Source organism: Pseudofrankia inefficax, assembly GCF_000166135.1.
Classification (GTDB): domain Bacteria; phylum Actinomycetota; class Actinomycetes; order Frankiales; family Frankiaceae; genus Pseudofrankia; species Pseudofrankia inefficax.
Window position 1 is genome coordinate 6,298,037 of record NC_014666.1, and the last position, 25,863, is coordinate 6,323,899.

The following is a 25,863-nucleotide window of genomic DNA, read 5'->3' on the forward strand; positions in this document are numbered from 1 at the left end:
AAATGCGTCCGGCGACCGCATTACCGGCCTGCTTCTCGGCGGCGGCGCGCTCCTACCCGGACGCGGGGCCGGGTGCGTCTGCCGCCGGGGCCGCCGGCCCGGGCCGGCGGCCGGAGGACGACCTCGGTGGCGCCAGCTCGGCGAACACGATCCGGGAGCCGGCCGCCGGCCGGCGCCGCGCGACGGTCTTCTCGTAGGCGCCGGAGCCCGGCCGCGCGGCGGGCGGCTCGCCCAGCGCGGCGGATCGCGCCGGGTCCGGTGGTGGCGCGGCGCCGGCGAGGTCCGCGTCCGCCAGCCGGACGGCCTCGTCGCGGGCACGGTCGCCCGCCGCGGCGAAGTGCCGATGGTGCAGCCGGTACACCAGGGCTCCCGCGACGGCCGCGGTGAACGCCTGGCAGGCAAGACCCGCCGCGGCCGTGCGCCCGATGTCGCCCCCGGCCAGCGTCAGCACGGCCGCGGTCAGCGGTGTGCAGCAGGCGAGGGCCCAGACGATCTTGCGGTAGCCGGCGCCGAGCAGGTAGGTCGCGAACATCAGGCTGGCCGCGAGGTACGTCATCGCGAGAGCCAGCACCCACAGGTCCGGCGCGGCCCCGGCCAGCTTCGGGCCGAAGACGAGCGAGAGGACCAGGTGGCCGGCGACCGCGCCGACCGCGGCCAGGAACAGGCCGGGCGTCACCACGCACACGAGCGCCATCGTGAGGGCCCGCCCGGCGGGCAGGCCCTCCTTGCGGCGGCGGGCCGCCTCCGGGAGCAGGAAGTTCGCCACCGCCAGGCCGATGAACACCGGAACCTTGCAGGCGGTGGAGATCGCCGCGTAGCTGCCGACCCCGTCCGGGTTGCGCCAGCCGACGATCACGATGTCCATGTTCTGCAGCAGCGCGAGCGGCACCAGGGTGGCCAGCGCGACCGACGCCTCGGCGATCAGGCTGTCCCTGGTCCGCCGCGGGGTCGCCGCCGCCGGCATCATCGGGATCGGGCCGGTGGCGGTCGGGGTCGGGGTGACCACGTCGTCGCCCCCGCGCAGCCGCGAGCGCGCGGACGGGGACCGGCGGATCAGCGACGGGGTGCGGGCGACGGCCAGCCGGGCGTGCTCCCCGCCGGCCAGGCAGCCGAGCGCGAGCCCGATCCCCGCGCCGTTGACCCCGAGGCCCGCGGCGACCAGGACCACGACGCAGGTGATCCGGAAGGCCGACTCGAAGACCAGGTTGCGGGCCAGCGCCGGGTAGTTGCCCCTGGCCTGCAGCAGGCCGCGCTCGACGCAGAGCCCCACCCAGATCGCGGCCGCGATGGCCGCCTCGGCGATCGCCAGCGGATGCGGGTAGGACAGCAGGAGGGAGACCGGTTCGCACAGGGCGAGCGCGAGCAGCGAGGCCAGCAGGACCCCCACCAGGGTCACGTTGCGCAGCTGGCGGATCCAGATCCGCCGCTCCCGGCGGGTGTCGCCGATCTCGGCCGACTCGCGGTGCACGGTGGCGGTCAGCACCGAGTTGCCGACCACCGACAGGATCATGAAGATGCTCGTCTGGACGCCCACGGCGCCGTAGCCGGCCGGGTCCAGCGCACGGGCCAGCACCAGGTTCATCACCAGGTTGAAGCCGTTGGTCACCGCGCCGGCCGCGGCCAGCGCCATCGGGCCCCGCAACAGTTCCGCGACGAGATCCCGCCGCATCACCACCGCGAGCCCCATGGACCGCCTCCGCGTCGTGTCGCCGCCGGCCGTACTGGCCCCGGACCCGGGCAATCGTACGACCCAGGGTGGATGGGATATTCCTCGGCTAGGTTGGCCAGGCACTCCCCGCGCGCCCGACGCCCGCACCGCCGACCCCGAAGGCGAGGACCGCCCCCGTGCCCTCATCAGCGCCCGCCACCGCCGGCCAGACCGGCGGTACGGCCGCGCGGCGCGCCCTGGAGGCGCTCGCGGGCCGGCACGTCGTGTTCCTGAACTGGCGCGACCTCGACCATCCGCAGTCCGGCGGCGCCGAGCTGTTCTGCCAGTCGGTGGCGGCCCAGTTCGCGGCCGCGGGCGTCGAGGTGACGCTGCTGACCGCCCGCCCGCGCGGCCTGCCGGCGACGGCGACCGTCGACGGGGTCGCGGTCCGCCGCGGGGGTGGCACCTTCGGCGTCTACCCGGCGACGCTCGCCCGGCTCGCCAGGCTCGTCCGGTCCGGGCGCGGGGTGGACGCGGTGGTCGACTGCCAGAACGGCATCCCGTTCTTCAGCCCGCTCGTCCTGCCCGGCCGGACGCCGGTCGTGCAGGTCCTCCACCACGTGCACCAGAAGCAGTTCCCGCTCTACTTCCCCGGCCCGCTGGCCCGGGTGGGGCAGCTGCTGGAGAAGCCGGGGAGCCGCTGGGTCTACCGGCGCCGCCCTGTCGCGGTGGTCTCGCCGTCGACCCGGGACGAGGCCCGCGGGGTGCTGGGCCTGCCCGGGCCGCGATTCCTGGTGCCCAACGGGGTGACCACCTCCCCCACGGCGGGCCGGGGTGCCACCGGCCCGGGTGCCGGTGACCGCGCCGCGGTCCCGACGATCGTGTGCGTCGGCCGGCTGGTCCCGCACAAGCGGATGCATCTGCTGATCGAGGCGATTCCACGGCTGGCCGCGCGCCACCCCGGCCTGGTGGTCCACTTCATCGGCGACGGTCCGGACCGGGAGCGGCTGGCCACGCGGGCCGCCGAGCTGGGGGTCTCGCAGGGTGGCCCGGCGACCGGGGCCGCGCTGCGCTGGCACGGCCACGTCGACGCGGCCACCAGGGACGCGGTGCTGGCCTCGGCCTGGCTGACCGTCAACCCGTCCCACGGCGAGGGCTGGGGCCTGTCGGTGCTGGAGGCGGGCGCACTGGGGGTGCCGGCGGTGGCGTTCCGCGTTCCCGGGCTGCGCGACGCCGTCCGGGACGGCGAGACGGGCTGGCTCGTCGACGATCCGGACCAGTTCGGCGCCGTCGTCGACGCGGCCCTGACGGAGCTGAGCGACCCGGCCCGCGCGGCCGGGTGGCGGGCGGCGGCCAGCCACTGGGCGGGCGGGTTCACCTGGGAGACGAGCGCGGCCCTGCTCGCGACGGTCCTCGCCGGCGAGCTGGCCAGGGCGGGCCGCCGCGACCGGCGCCGGCTCGACGACGCCGTGACCCGGGTCTGGTTCCCGCTCGGCCCCGACGACCCGGCGCCCGCGCTGCGCGGCACCGACCTGCTGTACCGGACGAGGCCGGCAGCCGCCGGCACTGCCGTGGCCGACACTGTCGAATCCGCGGGGACGCCCGAACCGGACACCGACGAGCCCGGTGCCGTCGCGCTGCTCTACGGCGCGTCGCAGGCGGCGGCCCGGACCGCGCTGACCCGGCTCGGCATCGCCACGGGTACGGCACGGCTGCGCCCGGCCAGCGGAGCGGACCTGCTTGTCGGCACCGGACGCGCCTGGGCCGCGGACGGCCCGGGCCGGGCCGCGTCCGCCGCGGCTGGCCGCGACGCGCGCTGACCCAGGCTCGCGGGCTCGGCCGGAGCTGGCAGGGCCGGAGCTGGCTCAGCCGGAGCTGGACGGGCGGGCGCGCGCGACGCCCTCGGCGGCCGAGGACCGCAGCGAGTTGCCCGAGCTGATCGGCGCCGGCTGCGCGTGGCCGCGGTCGAGCGGGATGACGTCGGCGCCGGCCGCCGGATCGTCCGGCCGGCCGCCGGGTCCAGGCCCGGTGCCGCCCGGCTCGGCCGCCCGCAGCGGAATGGGCCGGCCGGCCTGGCGCAGGTAGCGCCGCGCCCTGGCCAGGTCGACGATCATGGACGGGGTGTGCCGGATGACGCTGAACGTGCCGCCCGGCTCCTCCGACCAGCGCACCGGCACCTCGACGATCCGGTACTCCATCGCGGTGGCCATGGCCAGCACCTCGACGTCGAAGCCAAAGCCGGTGGCCCGCGCCATGCTGAACAGGACCTTGGCCTCGTCCCGCCGGAAGGCCTTGAAGCCGCACTGGGTGTCCGCGAGGTCGATGGCGGTGAAGGACCGGGTCAGCTGGTTGAACGCCCAGCTTCCGAGCTGGCGGACGTAGGGGCGGGTCGCGCCCTCGCCGACCCGTCGCGACCCGATCGCCACCTCGGCGTCCGACAGGGCCGCCAGCAGCAGCGGCAGGTCACTGACGTCCGAGGCCAGATCGGCGTCGGTGAAGACGATCGCCTCGCCCGTCGCGGCGGCCACGCCGGCCCGGATGGCGGTGCCCTTCCCGCTGTTCCAGGGAAGGCGGATCACCCGGCCGGTCGGCAGGTCGCGCAGCAGGCGGGTCGCGATCCCCGCGGTGTCGTCGGAGCTGCCGTCGTCGACGACGATCACCTCGGCACCCGGGAAGTCACGCAGCGCGGCGACCAGGACCGGGAGCGAGAAGGGAAGCCGGCGCGACTCGTTGAAGGCGGGAACCACAACGCTGACGGGAACCCTCCGCACGTCTCACCCCCAGCATCGCAAGAGATCAACAACGTCCGCTCACCCGTGGGTAAAGCGGGATCAACCGTCCGAACAACCCGCGAAACATCATGAGGTCGGCATTGCGGGCTGCAAGGCACGGTACCCGTCGGTGCCATGAGGCACGACCTAAGGTCCACCAAACGCAGCGACGTTGCGAAGCTGTTGATCTATGCCCTTGCGTGACGGTCGGGGCCGGGGAAGCGCGGACCGGCGGGTACGAAAGGGAACTTCGTGCCTGGGCGCCCGGTCCGGCGGACAATGAGCTCGCTCACACGCCGACGACCGAGCGCCCGTTGGGAGGGAGGCGACGATCGTGACCGAACTCGGCCAGCCCGGCGCCGACGACGCGACCGAGCCCGGCCGGCCCTCCGAGACCCCCGCCGGACCGATGCCCCGGCCGGCGCAGGGCCAGCCCGACGAGGATCCCGGCGGCGACGTCCGCGGGCGCGCCGGCCCACCCCGGCCAGCCGGCACCCGCTGGCGCCGGTCCGGCGAGGACGGCGAGGGCGCGCTGCGTGGCCTGCTCGACGGCGGGCGCAGCAAGATCACCCTCAGCTCCGCGATGCGGGCCCGCGACGTGGCCCGCCCGGACGCCGACGACCTGGCCGACGCCGAGCGGCTGATAGCCGGCAGGATCGCCGCGGACCGGGCCAGGGCGGCCAGGCCGGCCATCCGGCGGCCCCCGCCGCCGGGCAGGCGCCCACCGCGGCCGGCGCCGCCCGGCCGGCCGGACGAGGCGGACCCGGGCCGGGCCTGAACCTCAGCCCGGCCGCTCAGACAGCCGGCGGGGCGGGCGCTCCGGTCGGCACCGGCGGCAGCTCCCCGGTCCGCTCGTAGCCGGTCAGCATCCGCAGCCGGCGGGTGTGCCTGGACTCGTCGGAGAACGGCGTGTCCAGGAACACCTGCGCGAAGCCGATGGCCTCGGACACCTCGTGCATCCGGGCGCCCAGGCTGAGCACGTTCGCGTCGTTGTGCTGACGGCCGAGGCGGGCGGTCTCCTCGCTCCAGGCCAGCGCGGCCCGGACGCCGTCAACCTTGTTGGCCGCGATGGCCTCGCCGTTGCCGGAGCCGCCGATGACGATGCCGAGGCTGCCCGGCTCGGCGGCGACGGCCGCGGCAGCCGCCATGACGAACGGCGGGTAGTCGTCGTCGGGGTCGTAGTCGCTGGGGCCGTGGTCGACCGGAGTGTGGCCGAGCTCGGCCAGCCGCTCGACGAGGGCGGCCTTCAGGTGATAGCCGGCGTGGTCAGAACCGAGATGGACGCGCACGACGAGTCATCATGCCCGCCCCGCCGGATCGGCGCGCAGGGCGGGCGCCCGTCCGCTCAGATCGTCAGGTTGTCGAAGGACGGACCGACGTCCCGGCTGCGCTTGAGCTCGTAGAAGCCGGGGGTCTGGACGACGAGCAGGAAACCGTCCCAGAGCTTGCCCGCGGCCTCCCCGGTCGGCGCCGGCGTGATCACGGGGCCGAACAGCGCCGTGTCGCCGATGGCGATCACCGGAGTGCCCACGTCCATCCCGACCCGGCCGATGCCGTCGGCGTGGCTCGCGCGGACCGCCTCGTCGAAGTCGGTGGAGTCGGCCGCGGCGGCGAGCGCGGTGGGCAGGCCGACCTCGGCCAGCGCCGCCTCGAAGACGTCCTTGGACCACTCGGCCTTGTCGATGTGCCGGCGGCGGCTGAGCGCGGTGTAGAGCGGGCCGAGCACCTCGTCGCCATGCGCGGCGGCGGCCGCGACCGCGACCCGGACCGGGCCCCACATGCCCGGGATCATCGCCTTGTAGACCTCGGGGATGTCGTCCCGGCCGCTGTTGAGCACCGCGAGGCTCATGACGTGCCAGCGGATCTCGACGGCCCTGACCTTCTGGACCTCCAGCATCCAGCGGGAGGTCAGGAACGCCCACGGGCAGCTCGGGTCGAACCAGAAGTCGGCGACCACCGGTTCCCCGGCGCCGGTCTCCCCCGCTGGCTCCGACCCGGTCCCGACAGCTGACGCAGTCACATGTTTCTCCGTTCGCCGGCCCGCACTGGCAGCGCCGGGCAGGCCCCGACGCCGGTGGGGAGGCCCGAAACGGTCGACATCCCGCCGTCGGCGCCCCCGACCGACGCGGTGCGCTAATCCGCCCCGAGTTCCCCGCCGGGGTCAACCTTCGGCTCGGGCGGTGCCTTCCCGCTCGCGGCGAGATATCCCGCCACGCGGTTGATCACCGCCACGGTCGGCACCGCCGCGATCGCGCCCGGGATGCCGGCGAGCACGGCACCCGCCGACAAGGAGATCACGATCGCCAGTGGGTGCAGGTTCACCGCCCGCCGCATCACCAGCGGGTGCATGACGTGCCCCTCGAACTGTTGAACGACGACCACCACGCACAGCACGATGATCGCCGGCACCAGGCCCTTCGCGACCAGGGTGACCAGCACGGCCGCCGTCCCCGCCACCGTCGCGCCGACGATCGGGATGAAGCCGCCGAAGAAGGTCAGCAGCGCCAGCGGCGCCACCAGCGGCGTCCCGACCGACACCAGGCCGATCGAGATGCCCAACGCGTCGGTGAACGCGATCAGCACGGTGCCCCGGATATAGCCGGTCAGCGTCGCCCAGGCCTCCCGGCCGGCGCCCCGGACCCGCTCCTCCGCGGACGGCGGGAACCGGCTGACGATCCAGTTCCAGATCCCCGCGCCGTCATAGACGAAGAAGAAGGTCGCGAACACCGTCACCAGCAGGCTGGCGAGCACCTCGACCAGCACCGAGGCCGTCGTGATGACCTGCGAGACGACCTTCCCCCGGTTCGCGGTGAGCGAGTGCTGCACGCTGTCGATCAGGTCGGTGATCTGCTTCTGCGACAGGTGCAGCGGGCCGTTCGTCAGATAGTCCCTGACCTGGCCGATGCCGTTGTTGACCTGGTCGACGACGGTGGGCAGCTCGTTGGCCGCGTTGAAGCCGACTCCGACGGCGACCCCACCCAGGATGACGAAGAAGGTCAGCAACGCGAGGAACGCCGACGCCAGCCGCGGCACCCCCACCCGCTGCAGGCGCTGCGCGATCGGAACGATCAGCGCGCTGATCAGCAGTCCGGCGACGACCGGGATCACGATCGACCGGACGCGCCCGATCGCGATCACCACGACGTAGACGGCCGCACCGATGACGAGCAGCCGCCACGACCAGCCGGCGCTGACCCGTAACGCGACCGGCACCGCCCGCTCGGCGCGCTCGTGCGGCGACTCCGCGGTCGTCACGCCGTAGTGGCGGACCGTCCGGGGCGCCACCGGGCCGCCCGGGGGTGCCGTGGCGGTGGCCGCCTCGGCCTCCCGCGCGGCGGCGAGCCGGGCCGCGCCGCGCTCGGCGAGCCGGGCGATGCGCCGTCCGGCGCCGTTCGCGCCGCCGGTCCCATCGCGGGCGACCCGCCTCACCACGTGGCCTCCCTCGGCCTGCGGGCCACTCGCCCAGCCATCGCGATCAAAGTCTCCTCGACTGCCATCCGGCCGGTCTGTACCCCTTTGGCGGAGTATCTACCGGGCCACGCGGCCGAGAGTCGCGGCGGGTACGCCGGCAACGCGACCGGCCTGCCGGACACGCGGCCTGAGACTACGCCGCAACGGTGACATCTCCGTCGCCGGGTGCGGCCGCGTTTTCGCGTTCGCAACGGGCCGGGAACGCGCGCGCGGCCCGATCGCCCACGCAGCGTGGAAGACTGGCGGAAGTGGTTCTTCCGTCGCGGCCGCGGCCGCGCGGCCGTCGCGTTACCGCCGCGCAGCCGTCGCGGTGCCTGCCGTCTGGCGGTCGCGCCGGCCATCGCGGCTGTCCTGCGAGGGTGGTCTGAGTCCCGAGAGGATCCGAGTGCCGAACAACCTCACCCGCGACGAGGCGCGCGAGCGCGCCCGCCTGCTGAACGTCTCCTCCTACGACGTCGAGCTCGACCTGACGACCGGTCACGAGACCTTCACCTCGACGACCACCGTCACGTTCACCGCCACCGAGCCCGGCGCGACGACCTTCATCGAGCTGGCCGCGCCGACGGTGCGCGAGGTCGCGCTCAACGGCGTCGCGCTCGACCCGGCGGAGGTGTTCGACGGGGACAGGATCACCCTGCCGAGCGTGGCGGAGTCGAACCGGCTCACGGTGCTCGCCGACTGCGCGTACTCCCGGACTGGTGAGGGCCTGCACCGGTTCGTCGACCCGGTCGACGAGGGGGTGTACCTCTACACCCAGTTCGAGACGTACGACGCACACCGGATGTACGCCTGTTTCGACCAGCCGGACCTCAAGGCGACCTTCACGCTGAGCGTCACGGCGCCGGCCGACTGGAAGGTCATCTCGAACAGCGCGGTCGCCGCCGTGGCCGAGGCCGCGATCGGCGTGCGGGTCACCCGTTTCCTGCCGACCCCGGTGATGTCGACGTACATCACCGCGCTGGTCGCCGGCCCGTACCACGAGGTGCGCGACTCCCACGACGGGATCGACCTCGGGCTGTACTGCCGCGGCTCGCTCGCCGAGTTCCTCGACCCGGCCGAGCTGTTCGAGATCACCAAGCAGGGCTTCGACTTCTATCACCGGGTGTTCGACTACCGGTACCCGTTCGGCAAGTACGACCAGCTGTTCGTGCCCGAGTTCAACGCCGGGGCGATGGAGAACGCCGGCTGCGTCACCTACCTGGAGGACTACGTCTTCCGGGCGAAGGTGACCGAGGCCCGCCGGGAGCGCCGGGCCGAGACGATCCTGCACGAGATGGCGCACATGTGGTTCGGCGACCTGGTCACCATGCGCTGGTGGGACGACCTGTGGCTGAACGAGTCGTTCGCGACCTACGTCTCGGTGCTCGCCCAGGTCACCTCGACCCGGTTCACCAACGGCTGGACGACGTTCGCGAACGCCGAGAAGGGCTGGGCGTACCGCCAGGACCAGCTGTCCTCGACGCACCCGATCGTCGCGGACGCCGTCGACATGGACGCGGTGCGCACCAACTTCGACGGCATCACCTACGCCAAGGGCGCATCGGTGCTCAAGCAGCTGGTGAGCTGGGTCGGCCAGGAGGAGTTCCTCTCCGGCCTGCGCACCTACTTCCGCGCCTACGAGTACGGCAACACGACGCTGCGCGACCTGCTCGACGAGCTGGAGAAGGCCAGCGGCCGTGAGCTCACCGGCTGGTCGAAGGACTGGCTGGAGACGACGGGCGTCAACACGCTGCGGCCGAGGTTCGAGACCGACTCGTCCGGGCTGTTCACCTCGTTCGACGTGGTGCAGGAGCCGGCCGCGCATCCGCCGACAGCCTCGAAGACGCTGCGGCCGCACCGGATCGCGATCGGCCTGTACGACCGGGACGGCAACGGCGACCTGGTCCGCCGCGAGCGGGTCGAGCTGGACGTCACCGGCCCGCTGACCGAGGTCACCAAGCTGGTCGGGGCGCGCCGGCCCGAGTTGCTGCTGCTCAACGACGACGACCTGTCGTTCGCGAAGATCCGGCTGGACGACCGGTCGCTGGCCACGCTGATCTCCGGCATCGGCAACGTCCGGGCCTCGCTGCCCCGGACGCTGTGCTGGGCCGCCGCGTGGGACATGACCCGGGACGCGGAGCTCGCCGCCCGCGACTACGTCACGCTGGTGCTGTCCGGCGTGGACGCCGAGGACGACATCGGCGTGGTGCAGACGCTGCTCGCCCGGGCCGCCCTGACCCTGGACAGCTACGGCGACCCGGCGAACCGGTCGGCGGCGCTGCGCGCGCTGACCGGCCGGGCCGAGCAGCTGATGCGGGCCGCGGCGCCCGGCAGCGACCTGCAGCTGGTGTTCACCACGACCTTCGCCCAGGCCGAGGACCCCGAGCAGGTCGAGAGGATCAAGGCGATCTTCGAGGGCCGCGACGTCATCGAGGGCCTGGCGCTGGACACCGAGCTGCGCTGGACGTTGCTCACCCAGCTCGTCGCCCGTGGCGCCTACGGCGACGCCGAGATCGACGCGGAGCTGGCCCGGGACGCCACCGCGGCCGGCGAGAAGCGGGCGGCGACGGCGCGCAGCGCCCGGCCGACCGCCGAGGCCAAGGCCGCGGCCTGGGCTGCCGTCATGGAGTCCGACACGCTGTCCAACCACCTGGCGGTCGCGACGATGAGCGGCTTCTGGGTGGCCAGCCAGCGCGAGCTCACCAGGCCCTACGTCGACCGGTACTTCGCCGAGATCGCGGAGATCTGGAAGACCCGCAGCTTCGACACCGCGCAGACCGTCACGCAGATGCTGTTCCCGGACGGGGTGATCGAGACCTCGACGCTGGACAAGGTGGACGCCTACCTCGCGAACGAGGACCCGGCGCCGCCCCTGCGCCGCGCGCTGACCGAGGGCCGGGACGGCCTGGTCCGGGCGCTGGCCGCCCGCGCGAAGGACAGCGCCGCCGGCTAGCGGCGGTCAGCCGGCCGAGCGTGGAGAGGCCAGGCCGGCCACGACATCGTCGTCGTGGCCGGCCCGGCCTCGGCTCTGTCCCACGGCCGCGGGCCTGGTCAGGCCGGTCCCCGCGCCGGCCGGCGGGCCATCAGGCCGAGCGCAGCCACGGCGGTGGCCGCGAGCGAGGCCGCGGCGCAGAACCACCAGCCCGCGTGGAAGGCGCCGACGACCGTCCGGGCCGACGGCGAGCCGATGACGGCGATCAGAATGGCGACGCCGAGCACGCCCCCGATCTGGCGGGCCATGTTCACCACCGCGCTGCCGGTCGCGAACCGGTCCGCCGGCAGCGCGGACGTCGCCGCGGCGGTCAGGGTCGGCAGCGCCAGGCCGACGCCGAAGCCGACGATCAGCAGACCGGGGAGCATGGCCGTCGCGTAGTCGTGGGCCAGCCCGGTCCGCCATGCCCACCAGGCAGGGCCGACGGCGAAGGCAAGCGTGCCGACCGCCGCGACCGGACCGGCTCCGAACCGGCCGACCAGCCGTCCGGTGAGCGCCAGCGCCACCGGCGGCACCATCGCGGGCCCGGGGGCGAGCGCCAGCCCCACCAGCAGTGGCGACCAGCCCCAGGCGGCGTCCAGGTACGCCACGATCGACAGCAGCATCGCGGCGAAGGCCACGCTGAACAGCAGCAGTGCCCACACCGCCGGCCCGAACCCCCGCGCGCGCAGCACGGAAAGCTCCACCACCGGCGCCGGATGGCGCGCCGACCGAACGACGAGCCCGGCCAGCAACAGCGCGGCCACCGTGAAGCTGCCGATCACCTTCGCCGACGTCCAGCCCCAGGACGACGCCTGGACCAGGCCGAGGGCCAGCAGGCCGACGCCGGAGGTCAACAGCAGCACCCCCAGCGCGTCGGGGAAGGAACCGGACACCTCCGGCCGCCGTCGCGGCAGAACCCGGATGGCGGCCACCAGCGCGACGACCCCGAACGGCACGTTGATCAGGAACACCCACCGCCAGTCCGCCTCGACGAGCAGGCCACCCACGACCGGCCCCAGCGCCGCGGCGAGCCCACCGACGGCCGCCCAGCCACGCACGGCGGCGGGCCGGCGTTCGGGCGGGGTGACGGCGAGCAGCAGGGCCAGGCTCGTCGGTATCAGCGCCGCCGCGCCGACGGCCTGCGCGACCCGGGCCACGATCAGTGCACCCAGGCCGGGGCTCGCGGCGCAGGCGGCACTCGCCACCGTGAACAGCCCGAGGCCGAACAGAAAGCCGGCGCGATGCCCGTGGCGGTCCGCGAGGCGGCCGGCGGGCACCATCAGCGCGGCGAAGACGATCGCGTAGCCGTTGAGCACCCAGGACAGCGTCGAGAGCTGGCCGCCCAGCGCCCGGTGGATGTCCGGGAACGCGACGTTCACGACGAACAGGTCCAGGTTGGACAGGAAGACGGCCGCGCAGACGACGGCGAACACCGCCCGCGGGGCCGCCGCCGGGCGCGCGTGCCGGGCGCCGCGGGACAGTGCCTGCGTGACGGGCTCCGGCGGCGGCCCGACCGGCTGCCGCAGCACCACGGTCGGTTGGTCCCGGCTTCCCGCGGCCCACACCGGGGGCCGGCCGCCGGCCTCCCGCCCGGTCCACGCCGGCGGCGGAGCCGGTGGATCGGGCAGCTCCACCGTGGTCAGCTCGTGCTCGGCCGACCGCCTCGACGGCCCGGCGGCTTCCGGTCGCCCCTGGTTATCGGACCACCATTCCGTGGCCACGACCTCGTTCATCACATCTCCTCGCCGCCGGCGAATCACCCGGGCAGCCAGGACCAGACCTTCCGAGCTCACGACGAACTCGGCGGCGGGAATGGAGCCCGCCGGATTCCAGGAAGCCTCGCGCCAGGCCGGAAAAGCCGGTCACTTACTCAAGCCAGCCGGCAGGGCCCGTCAGAAGTTCCCTGCTACCAGCGAGTATGAACGAAAGATGTTCGTCCGCAGCGACCCGGACTGATATCGGACACGGGTCGACGAGAACCCGTTCGCCGACGTACCCTGCGAACTCATTGCTATTTACCAGGCGCGAGATAATAGCCAGCGGACCACAAGGAGAATTCCAAGAAGCGGTAAAATTCTGGAACACCCGAGAACAGTGACGAGCCCCTGATCCGGGCGGCTCCGGGTCGCCGGCGCGACCACGAATCCGCCCGGATCAGGAAGGGCGCCGGGCTCCCTCAGTGCCCAGCCGCCGCCGGGCGGGCCGGGCCGCGAGACAGGCCGGTGAAGGCGGCGAGACCGGCGGCCAGCGCGGTCGCGGCGACGAACCACCAGCCGTGGTGGAACGAGCGGACGACCTCGTCCCGGCCGGGCGAGCCGACGACGGCGACGAGGATGGCGACGCCCAGCACGCTGGCGATCTGGCGCGACATGTTGACCACCGCGCTGCCGGTGGCGAAGCGGTCCGGCGGCAGCACGGTGCTGGCACCGGCCGTCAGCGTCGGCAGCACCAGGCCGACGCCGATGCCGGTGAGCAGCATGCCCGGCAGCAGGCTCGACGCGTACGGCGAGTGCAGGTCGATCCGCAGCGCCCACCAGGCGACACCCGCGGCGAACAGGACCGAGCCGGTGCCCGCGACCCGGCCGAGGCCGAACCGGCCGACCGCCCGGCCGGCCAGCAGCAGCGCCACCGGTGGCACCATCGCCGGCCCTGGCGTGATCGCCAGGCCGATTCGCAGCGCCGACCAGCCCCAGGCCTCGTCCATGTACTGCACGACCGACAGCAGCATCGCCGCGAACGCCACGCTGAACAGCAGCAGCGCGACCACCGCCGGCCCGAACCCCGGCGCGCGCAGCACCGACAGCTCCACCACCGGGGCGGGATGCCGCGCCGAGCGCGCGACGAAACCGGCCAGCAGCACGACCGCGGCCGTCAGCGCGCCGATCACGCGGGCCGAGCCCCAGCCCCAGCTGGACGACTCGACGAGGCCGAGGGCCAGCAGGCCGATCCCGGCGGTCAGGGCCAGCACGCCGACGAAGTCCGGCAGCCGGCCCGCCGCCGCCTTCCGCAGCCGCGGCAGCACCCGGACGCCGGCCACCAGCGTGAGGACACCGACCGGGACGTTGATCAGGAACACCCACCGCCAGCTCGCCTCGACGAGCAGGCCGCCCACGACCGGCCCCAGCGCCGCCGCGAGCCCGCCGACCGCGGCCCAGCCACGCACCGCGGCCGCACGCCGGGCCGGCGGCGTCGCGTCCAGCAGCAGCGCGAGGCTGGTCGGGATGAGCACCGCCGCGCCGGCCGCCTGGAGCGCCCGGCCGGCGATGAGCGTCTCCAGGCCGGGGCTGGCCGCGCAGACCGCGCTGGCGAGCGTGAACAGGCCGGTGCCGAGCAGGAACCCGGCCCGGTGCCCGTACCGGTCGGCGAGCCGGCCGGCCGGCACGAGCAGGGCGGCGAAGACGATCGCGTACGCGTTGAGCACCCAGGACAGCGCCGACAGGCCACCGCCCAGGTCCCGGTGGATGTCCGGGAAGGCGACGTTGACGACGAACAGGTCCAGGTTCGACATGAAGATCGCGGCGCACACGACGACGAACACCGCCCGGGCCCGTCCGGCCGCGACCACCGTGGCGCCGGCCGCCACCGCGCCGATCCCACCAGCGCCGATCCCACCAGCGCCGGGCTCGGCCGGCGCCCCGGGCGCCCGCCCGGCCGGCGCAGCCGCGGCGGGCTCCACCGCGGCGACAGCCGTGGTACCGCCCGGGTCGTCCTGGCCGCCGGCACGTCCGCCGGTCACCACGAGGTCGTCCATCGATCCGTCTCCCGGGTCCGCTGGGGTCACCTACCGGCAGGACCGTACCATCTAAGTTCAACTTCCGAACCCAGACGAGCGACGAGACTCACACCAGGGACGATCTGCCTGCGGGCGCGACGGAACACGGGCACGGCGTTCGACGGCGCGGGACCCGGACGGATGCGCGCGGACGTCGCGGCGTTGGCCTGGGCCATCGGCCCGCCGCCCCGCGGCTGCCGGCCGGGCGGCCGGCCCAGGTCAGACGGCTCAGGTCAGACGGCTCAGCTCAGACGGCGCTGATCGGTGCGCGCCGGCCCAGCCGCGCGGTCGCGGCGGCCGGGCTCGTGGAGCCCTGCGGCGCCGCCGGGCCGGAACCGGTCGGCGCGGAGGCGGGTGAAGCGGGGTCACCGGACGGAACGGGCTGGCCCGGTGGCCGGCCCGGCCGGCCCGCCGCGTCCGCGAGCTGGCGCAGGCCACTGACCAGGCCGCCGACGAGATCGCCCACGGCGAAGCTGGAGGTCATCGACAGCGTCGCCAGCGAGGCCGCCGCGTCGGAGATCCGGCGGCGCGCGGTCGGAGTGGTCACGACCCGGACGAACCGCTGCCCCGGCGAGACGACGACGAGGACGTGGTCGCCCGCCAGACGACCACCGACGATCTCGGTGAGCAGTCGGTCGGCCGCGGCCTCCGGTTCGCCGGAGACCGCGCCGACCCGGACATGAAAGGCGATGCCCGTCTGCCGCTCGGCGAGCAGCCGGGCCCGGTTCAGCCGGTCAAGCTGGTCCTGGCGGAACGCCTCACCACTTGCCACTGGCTCCACCGGAACCCGGTGTCGCCGTGCCGGCGGTCTCCTTCGGCGCGTCCGCAGCGTCCTGGTCCGCGGCCTCGCCACCGAGCCAGATCGAGTCGTGCTCCCAGCGCTGCCCCGGGCGGTACCGCGCGGAGCTCTTACGGCCCGCGAGCGCGGTGAGGACCAGCGCGAGGAGGAAGCCACCGACGATGGTGCCGCCGTAGATCAGCCAGGTGTCCAGCGGCGACAGCGGATCCGGGTTGTACTTCGTCCCGATCTGCCCCGTGTCCGCGAGCGCCGCGGCGGAGAGGAGCGGCACGGTCAGGGTGGTCAGCACGGCCAGCGTCGCGGCACGACGCGCGCCACGACGCACGGGCCGGGTCTTGGCCCCGGATGACACGGGCCCGATCTTGGCCCCGGATGACACAGGCCCGATCTTGGCCTCAGACGACACAGGACGGCGAGTCACGGTTCCGAAGACTACCGGCATCGGCCTGACCACGAGACACCACGGTTACCCATGTGGTGCACCGGACTCGCTGGCTGGCTGGCGGGCGGCCTCGGCGAGGACGGCGACGAGGCGGGCGACCCGCTCGTCGGCCATCAGCTCCTCCAGCGTCACCTGGCGGCCGTCGGAGTCCCGGACCGGAAGACGCCAGTTCGGGTAGCTGTCCACCGTGCTCGGCAGATTCGGCTGGTGACGGTCGCCGACGGCGTCGCCCGGCGCGGCGAGGATGATCCGGGCCGGGGTGGCGACCAGTAGCCGGTGCATCCCGACGGCGGCCTCCTGGACCACCTCAGGCGCCAGCTCGTCCCCGGTCTCCGGCTCCGAGGCCGGCGCGAGCAGGCCGTGGGCCCGCAGGTGTGCCAGGAGGGCATCCCGGCTGGCGCGCCACTCCGCCGTCTCCGCGGCGACCGGCCGGGCCAGCAGGCCACGCTCCGCGCGGGCGCGGATGTGCTCGCCCAGCAGGAAGCCAGCCGCGGTCGGCAGGTCGTGGGTGGTGACGCTGGCCATCGTCCGGGCCCGCCACTCGGCCGGCGGCAGTGGGACTCCGTCGGCGTCGTTCTCGAACCACAGCACGGAGGAGCCGAGGACGCCGAAGTCGGCCAGCGTCGTGGCGACCGTCGGCTCCACCGTGCCGAGGTCCTCGCCGACGACCAGGGCCCCGGCCTTCGCCGCCTCCAGCGCGAGCACGCCCAGCATCGCCTCGGCGTCGTAACGGACATACGTGCCGTTCCCGGCCCCGGCGCCGGCCGGGATCCACCACAGCCGGAACAGGCCGAGGATGTGGTCCACCCGCAGCCCGCCGCCGCGCCCCAGCACCGCGGCGATCATCCGGCGCAGCGGCGCGTAGCCCGTCGCGGCGAGCCGGTCGGGCCGCCACGGCGGCAGCCCCCAGTCCTGGCCCTGCTGGTTGAACGTGTCCGGCGGGGCGCCGATGCTCACCCCGACGGCGTACGCGTCCCGGTCGGCCCAGGTGTCCGCGCCGGCCGGGTCGACACCGACGGCCAGGTCGTGAACGATGCCGACCCGCATCCCGGCGGCCTCGGCGGCCGCCTGGGCCGCGGCGACCTGCTGCTCGGCCCGCGCCTGCAGCCAGTGGTGGAACGCGACCCGGTCGGCGAGCTCGCTCCGCGCGGCGGCCAGGGCGGCCGGCTCCCGGTCCCGCAGCGGCGCCGGCCAGACCCGCCAGTCGGCGCCGTGCCGCTCGGCGAGCGCGCACCAGAGGGCGAACTCGGCCACCTCGGCCCCGGCCCCGGCCGCGCCGGCACCGGGCGACCCGGCGAACAGCAGCTCGAGGGCCGCGCGCTTGGACTTCCAGACCGTGTCCCGGTCGATCAGCTCACCGAACCCGTCGGCGGCGAGGTGGGCCTCGCGCGCGGCGGCGGCATGACCGTCCACGGCGGCACGGGTCGCCGCGTCGGCGGCGGCGTACTCGGGCGTGTCCTCGGGGCGCAGGTAGAGGGGCGAGAGGAACCGCCGGCTCGCCGGGTAGTAGGGCGACGACTGGACCGGCAGCGTCGGCGCGGCCGCGTGCAGCGGGTTGACCAGCAGCACGTCCGCGCGGCCTCCGGCGGCCGAACCGGACCAGGTCGCGAGCGTCGCGAGGTCGGCGTAGTCGCCCATCCCCCAGGAGCCGGCCGAGCGCAGCGCGTACAGCTGGACCATCCAGCCCCACATCCGGGCGCCGGGACCGCCGTCCCCGCCGGGCCGCGAGGAAGGCTCCGCCTCGGCGGGCGAACCGGCACCGGCCGCCTGGCCCGGGCTCGCGGCGGGCCAGGTCGGCTCCGGCACCCGGTCGGGAACGGCGACGACCTGTGTCGTCGACTCCAGCTCCCCGGCGCGCACGCGCAGGACGTGGTCGCCGAGTGGCAGCCCGGCGGGCAGCGGTGCGGGCCGGGCGACCAGCTGGGCCCCGTCGACCTCGCGTCGCTCACCAGCCGGTCCGGCCGTGACCGGGAGGACCGCTCCGTCGGCCAGCACCAGCTCGCAGCGGACGGCCTCGGGGGCAAGCCCGGCCGGCAGCCGCAGCGTGACGGCGGTCGGCGCGGAGGCCTTCACGACGACGCTCGGCGGGCCCAGCCGCCGCCACGGTGCCGCCTGCGCGGCCGCCAGCGCGGCGGCCGGATCGGCCGTGTCGACGCCCATCAGCTCCAGCACCCGGCGTACGGCGTCCGCCGCGACGGCGACCGGCTGGTCCCTGGCGTCGAGGTAGCCCGCCGCGACGCCGTACATCGCGGCGAGCCGGGCCAGGGCCGGTTCGACGTCGCCGAGCGGCCCGGACGGGTCCGGCGCGACTGCCGCCGGTTGGGAACGGGGAGCGCCCGCCTGGGTGGCAGCCGGGTCGCGTCGGGTCGTGGCGCGCGCGGGATCGTCGGAGGTCACCACCCGGATCCTGCCGCCCGTCGGCCCGGCGGCCTCACCTGGGCCTGGTCGGCCCACCGGTGTCGCCGGGTGCCCACGGCTCGGCGGCCTCCGCCGCGCCGTGCGCCACCGCGAGGTCGGCCGACCCAGAGCCGGCGGGTGCCAGGCCTGCCGGGGCCGGTCCGGGCGGCCCGCCCGGCGGCGTCGAGCCGGCCGGCGGCAGCGCCGGGGGCAGCTCCACCGGCGGGCCAGGCGCCAGCGGCAGCCACATCCGCATCCGGGCGCCGCCACCGGGCGCCGTCCCCGCGGCGACGGCGCCGCCGTGGGTCCGCACGGCGTCGGCGACGATGGCGAGCCCGAGGCCGGAGCCGGGCAGGCTGCGGGCGTCCATGGACCGGTAGAAGCGCTCGAAGACGTGCGGCTGGTCGGCGACCGCGATCCCCGGGCCCTCGTCGCTGACGATGACCTCGCCGATCGCGGTGTGCACGCGGACGGTCGAGTCCGCCGGCGAGAACTTCACCGCGTTGTCCAGCAGGTTGGTGACCGCCCGCTCCAGCATGCTCGGCCGGCCGTCGATCCAGGACGGCGCCGACGTCACCTCGATCACGATGCCCTTGGTGGTGGCCCGCCGGCGCGCTCGGGCGACGGCCGCGGCGACGACCTCGGCCAGGTCGAGCCGCTCGACCTCCTCGACCGGTGCCTCGTCCCTGGCGAGCTCCACCAGCTCGCTGACCAGCCCGGTCAGCTCCCGCATCTGCCCGTCGACGTCGCTGAGCAGTGCCGTCCGGTCGGCCGCGGGCAGCGCCCGGGTCGGGTTGGCCTCCGAGCGGATCAGCAGCTCGATGTTGGTCCGCAGGCTGGTCAGCGGCGTGCGCAGTTCGTGGCTCGCGTCGTCGATGAGCTGGCGTTGCCGCTCCTTGGAGGCCTCCAGCGCCCGCAGCATGCTGTTCAGGCTCTCCGCGAGGCGGGCCACCTCGTCGGTGCCGTTCACCGGGATCAGCGCGGAGAGGTCCTGGGTGCGGGCCACGTGCTCGGCGGCGGCGGCCGCCTCGTCCACCGGTTTCAGTGCCGCGCGGGCCACGAACATGCCGGCGAGCATCGACCCGCCCACCCCCAGCAGGCCGACCACCAGCATCACCAGGCCCAGCTCGCGCAGGGTCTGCTGGACGTCCGACATCGGCCGGGCGAGTTGCACCGCGAGGTTCAACGGCGGCGGCGGGTTCTGGAGCGACCCGATTCCCAGCTCGCGGATCTGCTCGTCGGTCGAGATCCGTTGGGACGCCGTGGCGACGCGGTACTCCGTGCCCCCCACGGTGACGGTGCGCAGCCGGGTCCCCTCCAGCTGGTCGCGGGCGAACGCGATGTCCTCGGAGTCGACCGGCAGCCGGACGTAGCCGGAAATGGGCCACTGCGGCGGGACGATCGAGCCGTCGTCCTGGATCACCTGCAGCGGCAGGCTGAAGCTGACGCCTACCAGGTGGATGGTGCCGCCCGGGATGTCGGGCCCGAGCCGGACGCTGTGCGCGGCGAGCTGCGCCTGGCTGCTGAGCTGGGTGTCGATCGCGTTGCGCAGGACGATGTTCGTGACGCCGAGGGCGACGCCGGCGACCACGGCCATGCCGCAGGTCACCGCGATCCCGACGAGGACCGCCATCCGGTTGCGCAGGGCCAGCCGGGAGAACCAGCGCTGGCGCCGGCGGCCGGCCGGCCGGGACCGCGCCGTCCGGCCCGCGCCGGGACCGGCGCCGCCAGGGCTGGTCCCGCCGGAGCCCGGTCCACCGGTCCCGGTGCCGCCGGACCCCGCGGGCGCGGGCGGCGCCCAGGCCTCGCCGAGAACGACGACCGGGTCGGTCACGGCGACGGCTCGCGCGGTGGCGCCGCCGCCTGCTCCCGAAGGACGTAGCCGACGCCGCGGACGGTGTGCAGCAGGCGCGCCTCGCCGCCGGCCTCCAGCTTGCGGCGCAGGTAGCTCACGAACACCTCGAGCGAGTTCGACGACGGGCCGAAGTCGTAGCCCCACACCCGCTCCATGATCATGGACCGGGACAGCACCTGCCTCGGGTGGGTCAGGAACAGTTCGAGCAGCTCGTACTCGGTCTTGGTCAACGTCAGCTCGCGCCCGTCGCGGGTCACCTGGCGGCTGCTCTGGTCGAGGACGACGCCGCCGTAGGTCAGCGGCGCCGGGCCGCCGCTGACGGCCGCCCCGCCACGGCCGGCGCCAGCCCGGGCGGCCAGCGCCGACCGGCGCGAGAGCGCCCGCAGCCGGGCGAACAGCTCCTCCAGCGCGAACGGCTTCACCAGGTAGTCGTCGGCGCCGACGTCGAGGCCGGAGACCCGGTCCGCCAGACCGTCGCGGGCGGTCAGCATGAGCACGGGCAGGTCGTCCCCCCGGGCCCGCAGCTGCCGGCAGGCCTCCAGGCCGTCCATCCGGGGCATCATCACGTCGAGCACGGCGATGTCAGGGCGCTCCCTGGAGATCAGCTCGAGCGCCGCCAGGCCGTCGGCGGCGGTGGCCACCTCGTACCCTTCGAACCGCAGCGACCGCTCCAGCGACTGCCGTACCGCCGCGTCGTCATCTACCACCAGTACCCGCACGTGCCCAGTCTGCCTGCGCCCCGGGCCCACCCGGGTGGTCCGGGCCAAGGCTCAGGGACATCTGCGGCCCCGTTCAGGATGTCTTCAGGCGCCGCCAGCGGACGCCGAGCCGGCCCCCGCCGCACCCGGCTCACCGCCGGAAGCGCCTGCGGCGTCTGAACCGCTGGAGCCGGCCCTGGCGGCGGCCCGGCCGCCGTGCCCGCCGCTGGGACCGGAGGACAGCGGGCCGGGCTGGGCCGGCGGGTCGATCCGCGCCGGTGTGTCGGCACCGAACTGGCCGGAGCCGTCGTCCTCGTCGTCGCCAGCATCGTCATCGTCGTCGTTGACGACGACGACGCTGTGCTGCACCGCGCCCAGGGTGATCCCGGCGTCGCCGAGCGCCAGCCTGACCCGTTCGCGCAGCTCACGGGCGACGTCCCACTGCTTGAGCGGCAGGGTCTTGATCGCGACCCTGAGGTCGTAGCCGTCGGCCGTCATCGCCTCGATGCCCCAGACCTCCGGCTCCGCGATGATCACCGCGGCCCAGTGGTCGTCGTGCCACATCGACTGCGCGGTCTCCAGGAGGACCTCCTTCGCCCGCACGACATCGGTGTCGTAGTCCAGCGGGACGTCCAGCACCGTGCGGGCCCACTGCTGGCTCTTGTTGCCAATCCGGGTGATCTCACCGTTGCGCACGTACCAGACGGTTCCCTCGACATCGCGCAGCCGGGTCATCCGGAAGGTGACCGCCTCGACGGTGCCGGAGACCGCCCCGACATCGACGACATCGCCGACGCCGTACTGGTCCTCCAGCAACATGAAGATTCCCGAAAGAAAGTCCTTGACCAGGTTCTGCGCGCCGAATCCGACGGCGATTCCGAGGACGCCGGCGCTGGCGACGATCGGCGCCAGATTGATGCCCAACTCGCCCAGTACCAGGATGAACGCGATCCCGAACACCACGATCGACACGACGCTGCGTAGCAGCGACCCGACCGTCTCGGCCCGCTGGCGGCGCCGTTCCAGCAGGACGGCGGTGTCCCCGAACGCGCCGAGGAAGTTGCCCCGCAGCAGCCCTCCGTGGTTGGCGAGCCGCCGCGTCGTCCGCCCGATCACGCGGTGCATCAACGCCCGGATCACAGCGGCGACCAGCAGGATCAGCACGATCGTCAGCGGGGTTCCGAAGAAGACCTCGGCGCTGGACGCGAGGTAGTTGCTGTGGGTGGAGTCGTAGACCGTTCGGCACAGGAACCCGGGCGTCTGGCCGCAGGCGTCCATCAGCGCGCCCTTGACGCTCGCCAGCGTCACGTCGGGCAGGCTCCCCGAGCTCGGGGAGACGGTCGGAGTCGCACCGGACGGCAACGACGCCGCGGGGCTCGACGGGGTCGCGAGGCCGGACGGCGTCGCGCTGGCAGCGGCGACGATCAGCGGCAGGGACACGGCCTTGGGTCCTCCATCTGCGTGGCTGGCGGCCCGGACGGGCGCGGAGCGCCCGCGGGCCGCCAGCCTGGCTCGGACGCTGAGCGCCCTCGCCAACGTGGTTCGGGGCTGGCGGAGAGGTGCTGCCAGGCGCTTGTGCAGGGTCGGGATCAGGTTTGGGAAGCACCCGGCTGCCAGTCACAGGAGCCGCCGCCGGGTTGCTCGGCGCGAGACGGCCGCCCCTTGCCCGGGCCCTCGGCGCCGTTCTCAGGCCTCTGGCCAGCCACCCTATAGGGGGCTCCGGACGGGTCCGGCCGGTCGGGATCCGGATCGTCACGGGTTGGTCAGCCTGGCGACGGGCCGTCGCGGTCAATCGACGCAACGCGACGCAGCCGTGATCCCAGCGACATACAGTGGTGACAAAGACGGCCAGATATGCCCATCGCCACTTTCGCGCGGCAGATGACCATGCAAACACGCTCGCGTTCGGCGCCGGAACACGCTTGACTATCCATTGTCACCGGAGACGCTGGTTAGAACGGGCTCCCGAGGGCGCCCGCCTCGACTCGGCTGAGGAGGTCGGCGCGTGGCAGAGGCGCTGGTTCTCAATGCCACGTACGAGCCTCTGTGCGTGGTGTCCCAACGTCGGGCACTGATACTTGTCCTGACGGACAAGGCGGTGATGGTCGAGGCCGGTGGGCAGGTGCTGCACTCCGCGGCCTCGGCCGTCGAAGTCCCCGTCGTCGTGCGGTTAGCGCGATTCGTCCGGGTGCCGTACCGCTCGCAGGTGCCGCTGACCCGCAAGGGCGTGCTCGCCCGCGACCACCACCGATGCGTGTACTGCGGCGCCCCGGCGACGTCGCTCGACCATGTGATCCCCAGGTCCCGAGGGGGCCCGCACGTATGGGAGAACGTCGTGGCGGCCTGCGGCCGCTGCAACCATATAAAAGCGGACCGCGCCGTCGCTGATCTAGGCTGGCGGCTCCGCCAGGCGCCGCGCGCGCCGAGCGGAGCCGCCTGGCGCATTCTGGGGAGCCGTCGGATGGATCCGCGCTGGTCCCAGTACCTCAACACCGACCTCGGCGAGGCCGCCTCCGCTTAAGGCGACGAGGCCGCGTCGTCGGGTGGGGTCTGGCGGAGCAGGTCGAGGTCGAACCAGACGCGCTTGCCGTCCGAGGTGGTCTGCACGCCCCAGGCGTCGGCGAGGGCCTCGACCAGCAGCAGGCCCCAGCCGGACTCCGCCTCCGGGTCGCCCTTGGCGGCCCGGCCGGGTTTCGGCAGGGTGGCGCCCTCCCGGTCCTCGACGCTGATCCGCAGCCGGGACGACTCGGCCCACAGGCGCACGGTCAGCTCGCTGCGGGCGTGTTTGATCGCGTTGGTGCAGATCTCGCTGACCAGCAGGGCCGCGTCGTCCGCCCGGCCGAGGTCCTGCTGCTCGACTGCCGCGCGGACGGCGGTGCGCGCCTGCCCGGCGGACGCGGCGACGGGGGGCAGCGCCAGCTCCAGCAGCGGCGGCCCGGCCGACTGGATCGTCAGCACCAGCAGCGCCGTGTCGTCGTCGGTGTCCTCCGGCAGGTCGGCGGCCAGCAGGCTGAGCTCCAGCAGCGCGCGGGCCGCGTTCTCCGACCAGCGGGTGTCGTCGAGGTCGACGGTGTCCGGGCCCGACCAGCTGCGGACCGAGAACCCGCCTCGGCTACGCCGGCGCCGGTCGTTGCCCCGGCGGCGCTCGATGCCCCCGGGCGGGCGGCCGGGCCCGGGCGCCCGGCGGTCCCGGGAGGCGCGCCGCTCGGTACCGGCCCGCCGCTCGGTACCGGCCCATTCCCCCGGCCCGCCGGCCCGGCGGTCGATCGCGGGCTGGTCCCCGGGCACGGGCGCGGTCCCCTCGGCGCCGGCCGCTGAGGATGTGGCCTCCCCGGGTGTGGCGGCCGGGCCGCCGGCCGGCGCGTCGGTCGGCGGCGCCGGCGGGCGCAGGTCAGCGCCGGACGGGTGCCGCCGACGGGACGCGGCCTCCTGGCTGCGTCGCTCCGCGGCCCTGCGGCGGTCGAGATGCTCGCCGACCCGGGTGCGCAGCAGGTCCAGCCCGTCGGAGATCGGCTGGTGGCGGGACTCGACCAGCCCGTCGGTGAAGAAGACGAGGCTGGAGCCCGGCGGCAGGTCCACGGCCGTCTCGGCGAACCGGGTGCCGTCGCCGACGCCGAGGGGCAGGCCAGGGTCCAGCTCGACGTACCGCGGCGCGCCGTCCGGGCAGACCAGCAGCGGCGCCGGATGACCGGCGCCGGCGAGCAGGACCCGGGCCGGGCGGTCGGCGGGCTCGCCGGCGCCCAGGTGGTCGTCCTGGGAGCCGGCGGCCCCGCGCGGCGCGACGGCCGGCTCGTAGACGCCGTACAGGCAGGTCGCCAGGGCCAGACCGGGCAGCGAGGCGACCATCAGGTCGAGCCGGGCCAGCAGCTCCGCCGGCGGCCACTCCTCCAGCGCGTAGGCCCGCAGCGCCGCGCGCAGCTGGCCCATCACCGCCGCGGCCCGCAGCCCGCGGCCCATCACGTCCCCGATCGCGAGCCCGACCCGGCCGCCGGGCAGCTCGATCACGTCGTAGAAGTCGCCGCCGACCTCGGTGCCCGCGGTTCCCGGCCGGTACTCCATCGCCACGTCGGCGCCGTCGAGGGCGGGCGGGTGGGCCGGCAGCAGTGAGCGCTGCAGGGCCCGGCCGGCGTCCTGGGACTCGCGGAACATCTGGGCGTTCGCCAGCGCGAGCGCGGCCCGCCGGGCCAGGTCCTCGGCGATCGTCGCCTCGACGTGGTTGCAGGGCGGGGCGCCGGGACGCCGGCTGATGGTGAGCGCGCCGGTGACCCGCTCGCCGTAGTGCATCGGCACGGTGATCGAGTGCCCCCAGCCGAGCCGGCGGAACCGGGCGTACTCGACGGGATCCGGAAACAGCGGGCGGCGCAGCTCCGCGGTCAGGTCGTCGATCCACATCCGCTGCCCGGTGCGCACGACGACACCCGGGCTGTAGTCATCGGTGATCCGCGCCGGGCGGGTCGCCGTGAGGGCGCGCATGTAGGCGGCCGCTGCCGGGTCGACGTGGTCGACGGCGGCGAGGTCGATGATGTCGCCCTCGGGCGAGCGCAGCCAGAGCATGACGCCGTCGCCCAGCCGCCTGGCCAGCGCGACCGTCATCTCGATGATCTCGTAGGGCTCCAGTGAGCCGCCGAGCTGGAGGCTCGCCTCGGACAGGAAGGACAGGCCCTCCAGCGCTGCCCGCTCGTCGGCGTGCCGGCCGCGGGCCCGGCGAACCGAGCGCAGCGCGTCCCGGACGACGCCGACGCCGAGTTCCAGCGCGCCGGCCCAGGCCGCGCCGGCCCCCGCCGGCGGGCCAGCGATGGTCTCGCTCGGGCCGCCAGCCGCGTCCTGGCCGCCGGGCGCCGCGGACGGCTGGGCGTCGCCTGCTCGGGTGCCCGGGCGTCCAGGGCCGGTGGCCGCGCCCTGGCCGTTCGCCGCCGCCTCGCGGTCGGCGCGGCCCGCGGCCAGCTCCGTGCCGCTCGCGCGGTGGGACCGCCGGAACGCGCGGACGCCAGTCCGGCGGTCTCCGGGAACGGACCGCCACGGCGCCAGACAGCCGACCACGGACGGCCGATCGGCCG

The 25,863-nt window shown here is 74.7% G+C and carries 18 protein-coding genes; 4 read left to right on the forward strand and 14 right to left on the reverse strand.

Annotation, left to right across the window (positions count from 1 at the left end; all coding sequences use genetic code 11):
* Positions 1–52 precede the first annotated feature (52 nt).
* Positions 53–1,687: a lipopolysaccharide biosynthesis protein gene (locus FRAEUI1C_RS25405; RefSeq protein WP_013426226.1), complete on the reverse strand. Its 1,635-nt coding sequence runs from the start codon at positions 1,685–1,687 to the stop codon at positions 53–55.
* 158 nt (positions 1,688–1,845) lie between these two features.
* Between FRAEUI1C_RS25405 and FRAEUI1C_RS25410 the strand changes: the two genes are divergently transcribed.
* Positions 1,846–3,468 (forward strand): glycosyltransferase family 4 protein, encoded by a 1,623-nt coding sequence (locus FRAEUI1C_RS25410; protein ID WP_013426227.1) that lies wholly within the window; start codon positions 1,846–1,848, stop codon positions 3,466–3,468.
* A 45-nt stretch (positions 3,469–3,513) separates the two neighbouring features.
* On the opposite strand, the gene FRAEUI1C_RS25415 is transcribed toward FRAEUI1C_RS25410, so the two are convergent.
* Positions 3,514–4,419, reverse strand: coding sequence for a dolichyl-phosphate beta-glucosyltransferase (locus tag FRAEUI1C_RS25415; RefSeq protein WP_013426228.1), 906 nt, complete (start codon positions 4,417–4,419; stop codon positions 3,514–3,516).
* Between the two features lie 334 nt (positions 4,420–4,753).
* Between FRAEUI1C_RS25415 and FRAEUI1C_RS36670 the strand changes: the two genes are divergently transcribed.
* Positions 4,754–5,197: a hypothetical protein gene (locus FRAEUI1C_RS36670; protein ID WP_013426229.1), complete on the forward strand. Its 444-nt coding sequence runs from the start codon at positions 4,754–4,756 to the stop codon at positions 5,195–5,197.
* A gap of 16 nt (positions 5,198–5,213) precedes the next feature.
* Here FRAEUI1C_RS36670 and FRAEUI1C_RS25425 read toward each other — a convergent pair whose 3' ends face one another.
* The 3 genes from FRAEUI1C_RS25425 to FRAEUI1C_RS25435 all read right to left on the reverse strand — a co-directional run bounded on the left by FRAEUI1C_RS25425 (position 5,214) and on the right by FRAEUI1C_RS25435 (position 7,851).
* Positions 5,214–5,708: a ribose-5-phosphate isomerase gene (locus FRAEUI1C_RS25425; RefSeq protein ID WP_013426230.1), complete on the reverse strand. Its 495-nt coding sequence runs from the start codon at positions 5,706–5,708 to the stop codon at positions 5,214–5,216.
* Positions 5,709–5,764: 56 nt separating this feature from the next.
* Positions 5,765–6,439 (reverse strand): mycothiol-dependent nitroreductase Rv2466c family protein, encoded by a 675-nt coding sequence (locus FRAEUI1C_RS25430; protein WP_013426231.1) that lies wholly within the window; start codon positions 6,437–6,439, stop codon positions 5,765–5,767.
* Positions 6,440–6,552: 113 nt separating this feature from the next.
* Positions 6,553–7,851 (reverse strand): AI-2E family transporter, encoded by a 1,299-nt coding sequence (locus tag FRAEUI1C_RS25435; protein ID WP_013426232.1) that lies wholly within the window; start codon positions 7,849–7,851, stop codon positions 6,553–6,555.
* Between the two features lie 424 nt (positions 7,852–8,275).
* Between FRAEUI1C_RS25435 and pepN the strand changes: the two genes are divergently transcribed.
* A complete protein-coding gene (pepN, locus tag FRAEUI1C_RS25440; protein ID WP_013426233.1) occupies positions 8,276–10,822 on the forward strand; it encodes an aminopeptidase N in 2,547 nt (848 codons plus the stop codon).
* A gap of 98 nt (positions 10,823–10,920) precedes the next feature.
* On the opposite strand, the gene FRAEUI1C_RS25445 is transcribed toward pepN, so the two are convergent.
* The 8 genes from FRAEUI1C_RS25445 to FRAEUI1C_RS25480 all read right to left on the reverse strand — a co-directional run bounded on the left by FRAEUI1C_RS25445 (position 10,921) and on the right by FRAEUI1C_RS25480 (position 22,246).
* Positions 10,921–12,576 (reverse strand): DHA2 family efflux MFS transporter permease subunit, encoded by a 1,656-nt coding sequence (locus FRAEUI1C_RS25445; protein WP_013426234.1) that lies wholly within the window; start codon positions 12,574–12,576, stop codon positions 10,921–10,923.
* Between the two features lie 443 nt (positions 12,577–13,019).
* Complete coding sequence (locus tag FRAEUI1C_RS25450; RefSeq protein ID WP_013426235.1) at positions 13,020–14,594, reverse strand: DHA2 family efflux MFS transporter permease subunit; 1,575 nt, start codon at positions 14,592–14,594, stop codon at positions 13,020–13,022.
* Between the two features lie 268 nt (positions 14,595–14,862).
* A complete protein-coding gene (locus FRAEUI1C_RS25455; protein WP_013426236.1) occupies positions 14,863–15,387 on the reverse strand; it encodes a DUF5130 family protein in 525 nt (174 codons plus the stop codon).
* A complete protein-coding gene (locus FRAEUI1C_RS25460) occupies positions 15,374–15,766 on the reverse strand; it encodes a hypothetical protein (protein WP_232425119.1) in 393 nt (130 codons plus the stop codon). The genes FRAEUI1C_RS25455 and FRAEUI1C_RS25460 overlap by 14 nt, the downstream gene beginning before the upstream one ends.
* A gap of 114 nt (positions 15,767–15,880) precedes the next feature.
* Entirely contained in the window at positions 15,881–18,256 is a 2,376-nt protein-coding gene (gene malQ, locus FRAEUI1C_RS25465; protein WP_013426238.1) for a 4-alpha-glucanotransferase, read from the reverse strand.
* 31 nt (positions 18,257–18,287) lie between these two features.
* The gene (locus tag FRAEUI1C_RS25470) at positions 18,288–20,087 is read right to left on the reverse strand and encodes a sensor histidine kinase (RefSeq protein ID WP_013426239.1); all 1,800 of its coding nucleotides are present in this window, start codon (positions 20,085–20,087) and stop codon (positions 18,288–18,290) included.
* Entirely contained in the window at positions 20,084–20,827 is a 744-nt protein-coding gene (locus FRAEUI1C_RS25475) for a response regulator transcription factor (protein WP_041259644.1), read from the reverse strand. The genes FRAEUI1C_RS25470 and FRAEUI1C_RS25475 overlap by 4 nt, the downstream gene beginning before the upstream one ends.
* 84 nt (positions 20,828–20,911) lie before the next feature.
* The gene (locus FRAEUI1C_RS25480) at positions 20,912–22,246 is read right to left on the reverse strand and encodes a mechanosensitive ion channel family protein (RefSeq protein WP_013426241.1); all 1,335 of its coding nucleotides are present in this window, start codon (positions 22,244–22,246) and stop codon (positions 20,912–20,914) included.
* 565 nt (positions 22,247–22,811) lie between these two features.
* Here FRAEUI1C_RS25480 and FRAEUI1C_RS25485 point away from each other — a divergent pair.
* Positions 22,812–23,327 (forward strand): HNH endonuclease, encoded by a 516-nt coding sequence (locus tag FRAEUI1C_RS25485; RefSeq protein ID WP_013426242.1) that lies wholly within the window; start codon positions 22,812–22,814, stop codon positions 23,325–23,327.
* On the opposite strand, the gene FRAEUI1C_RS25490 is transcribed toward FRAEUI1C_RS25485, so the two are convergent.
* Positions 23,324–25,846, reverse strand: coding sequence for an ATP-binding SpoIIE family protein phosphatase (locus tag FRAEUI1C_RS25490; RefSeq protein WP_232425120.1), 2,523 nt, complete (start codon positions 25,844–25,846; stop codon positions 23,324–23,326). The genes FRAEUI1C_RS25485 and FRAEUI1C_RS25490 overlap by 4 nt on opposite strands.
* Between the last annotated feature and the right edge of the window lie 17 nt (positions 25,847–25,863).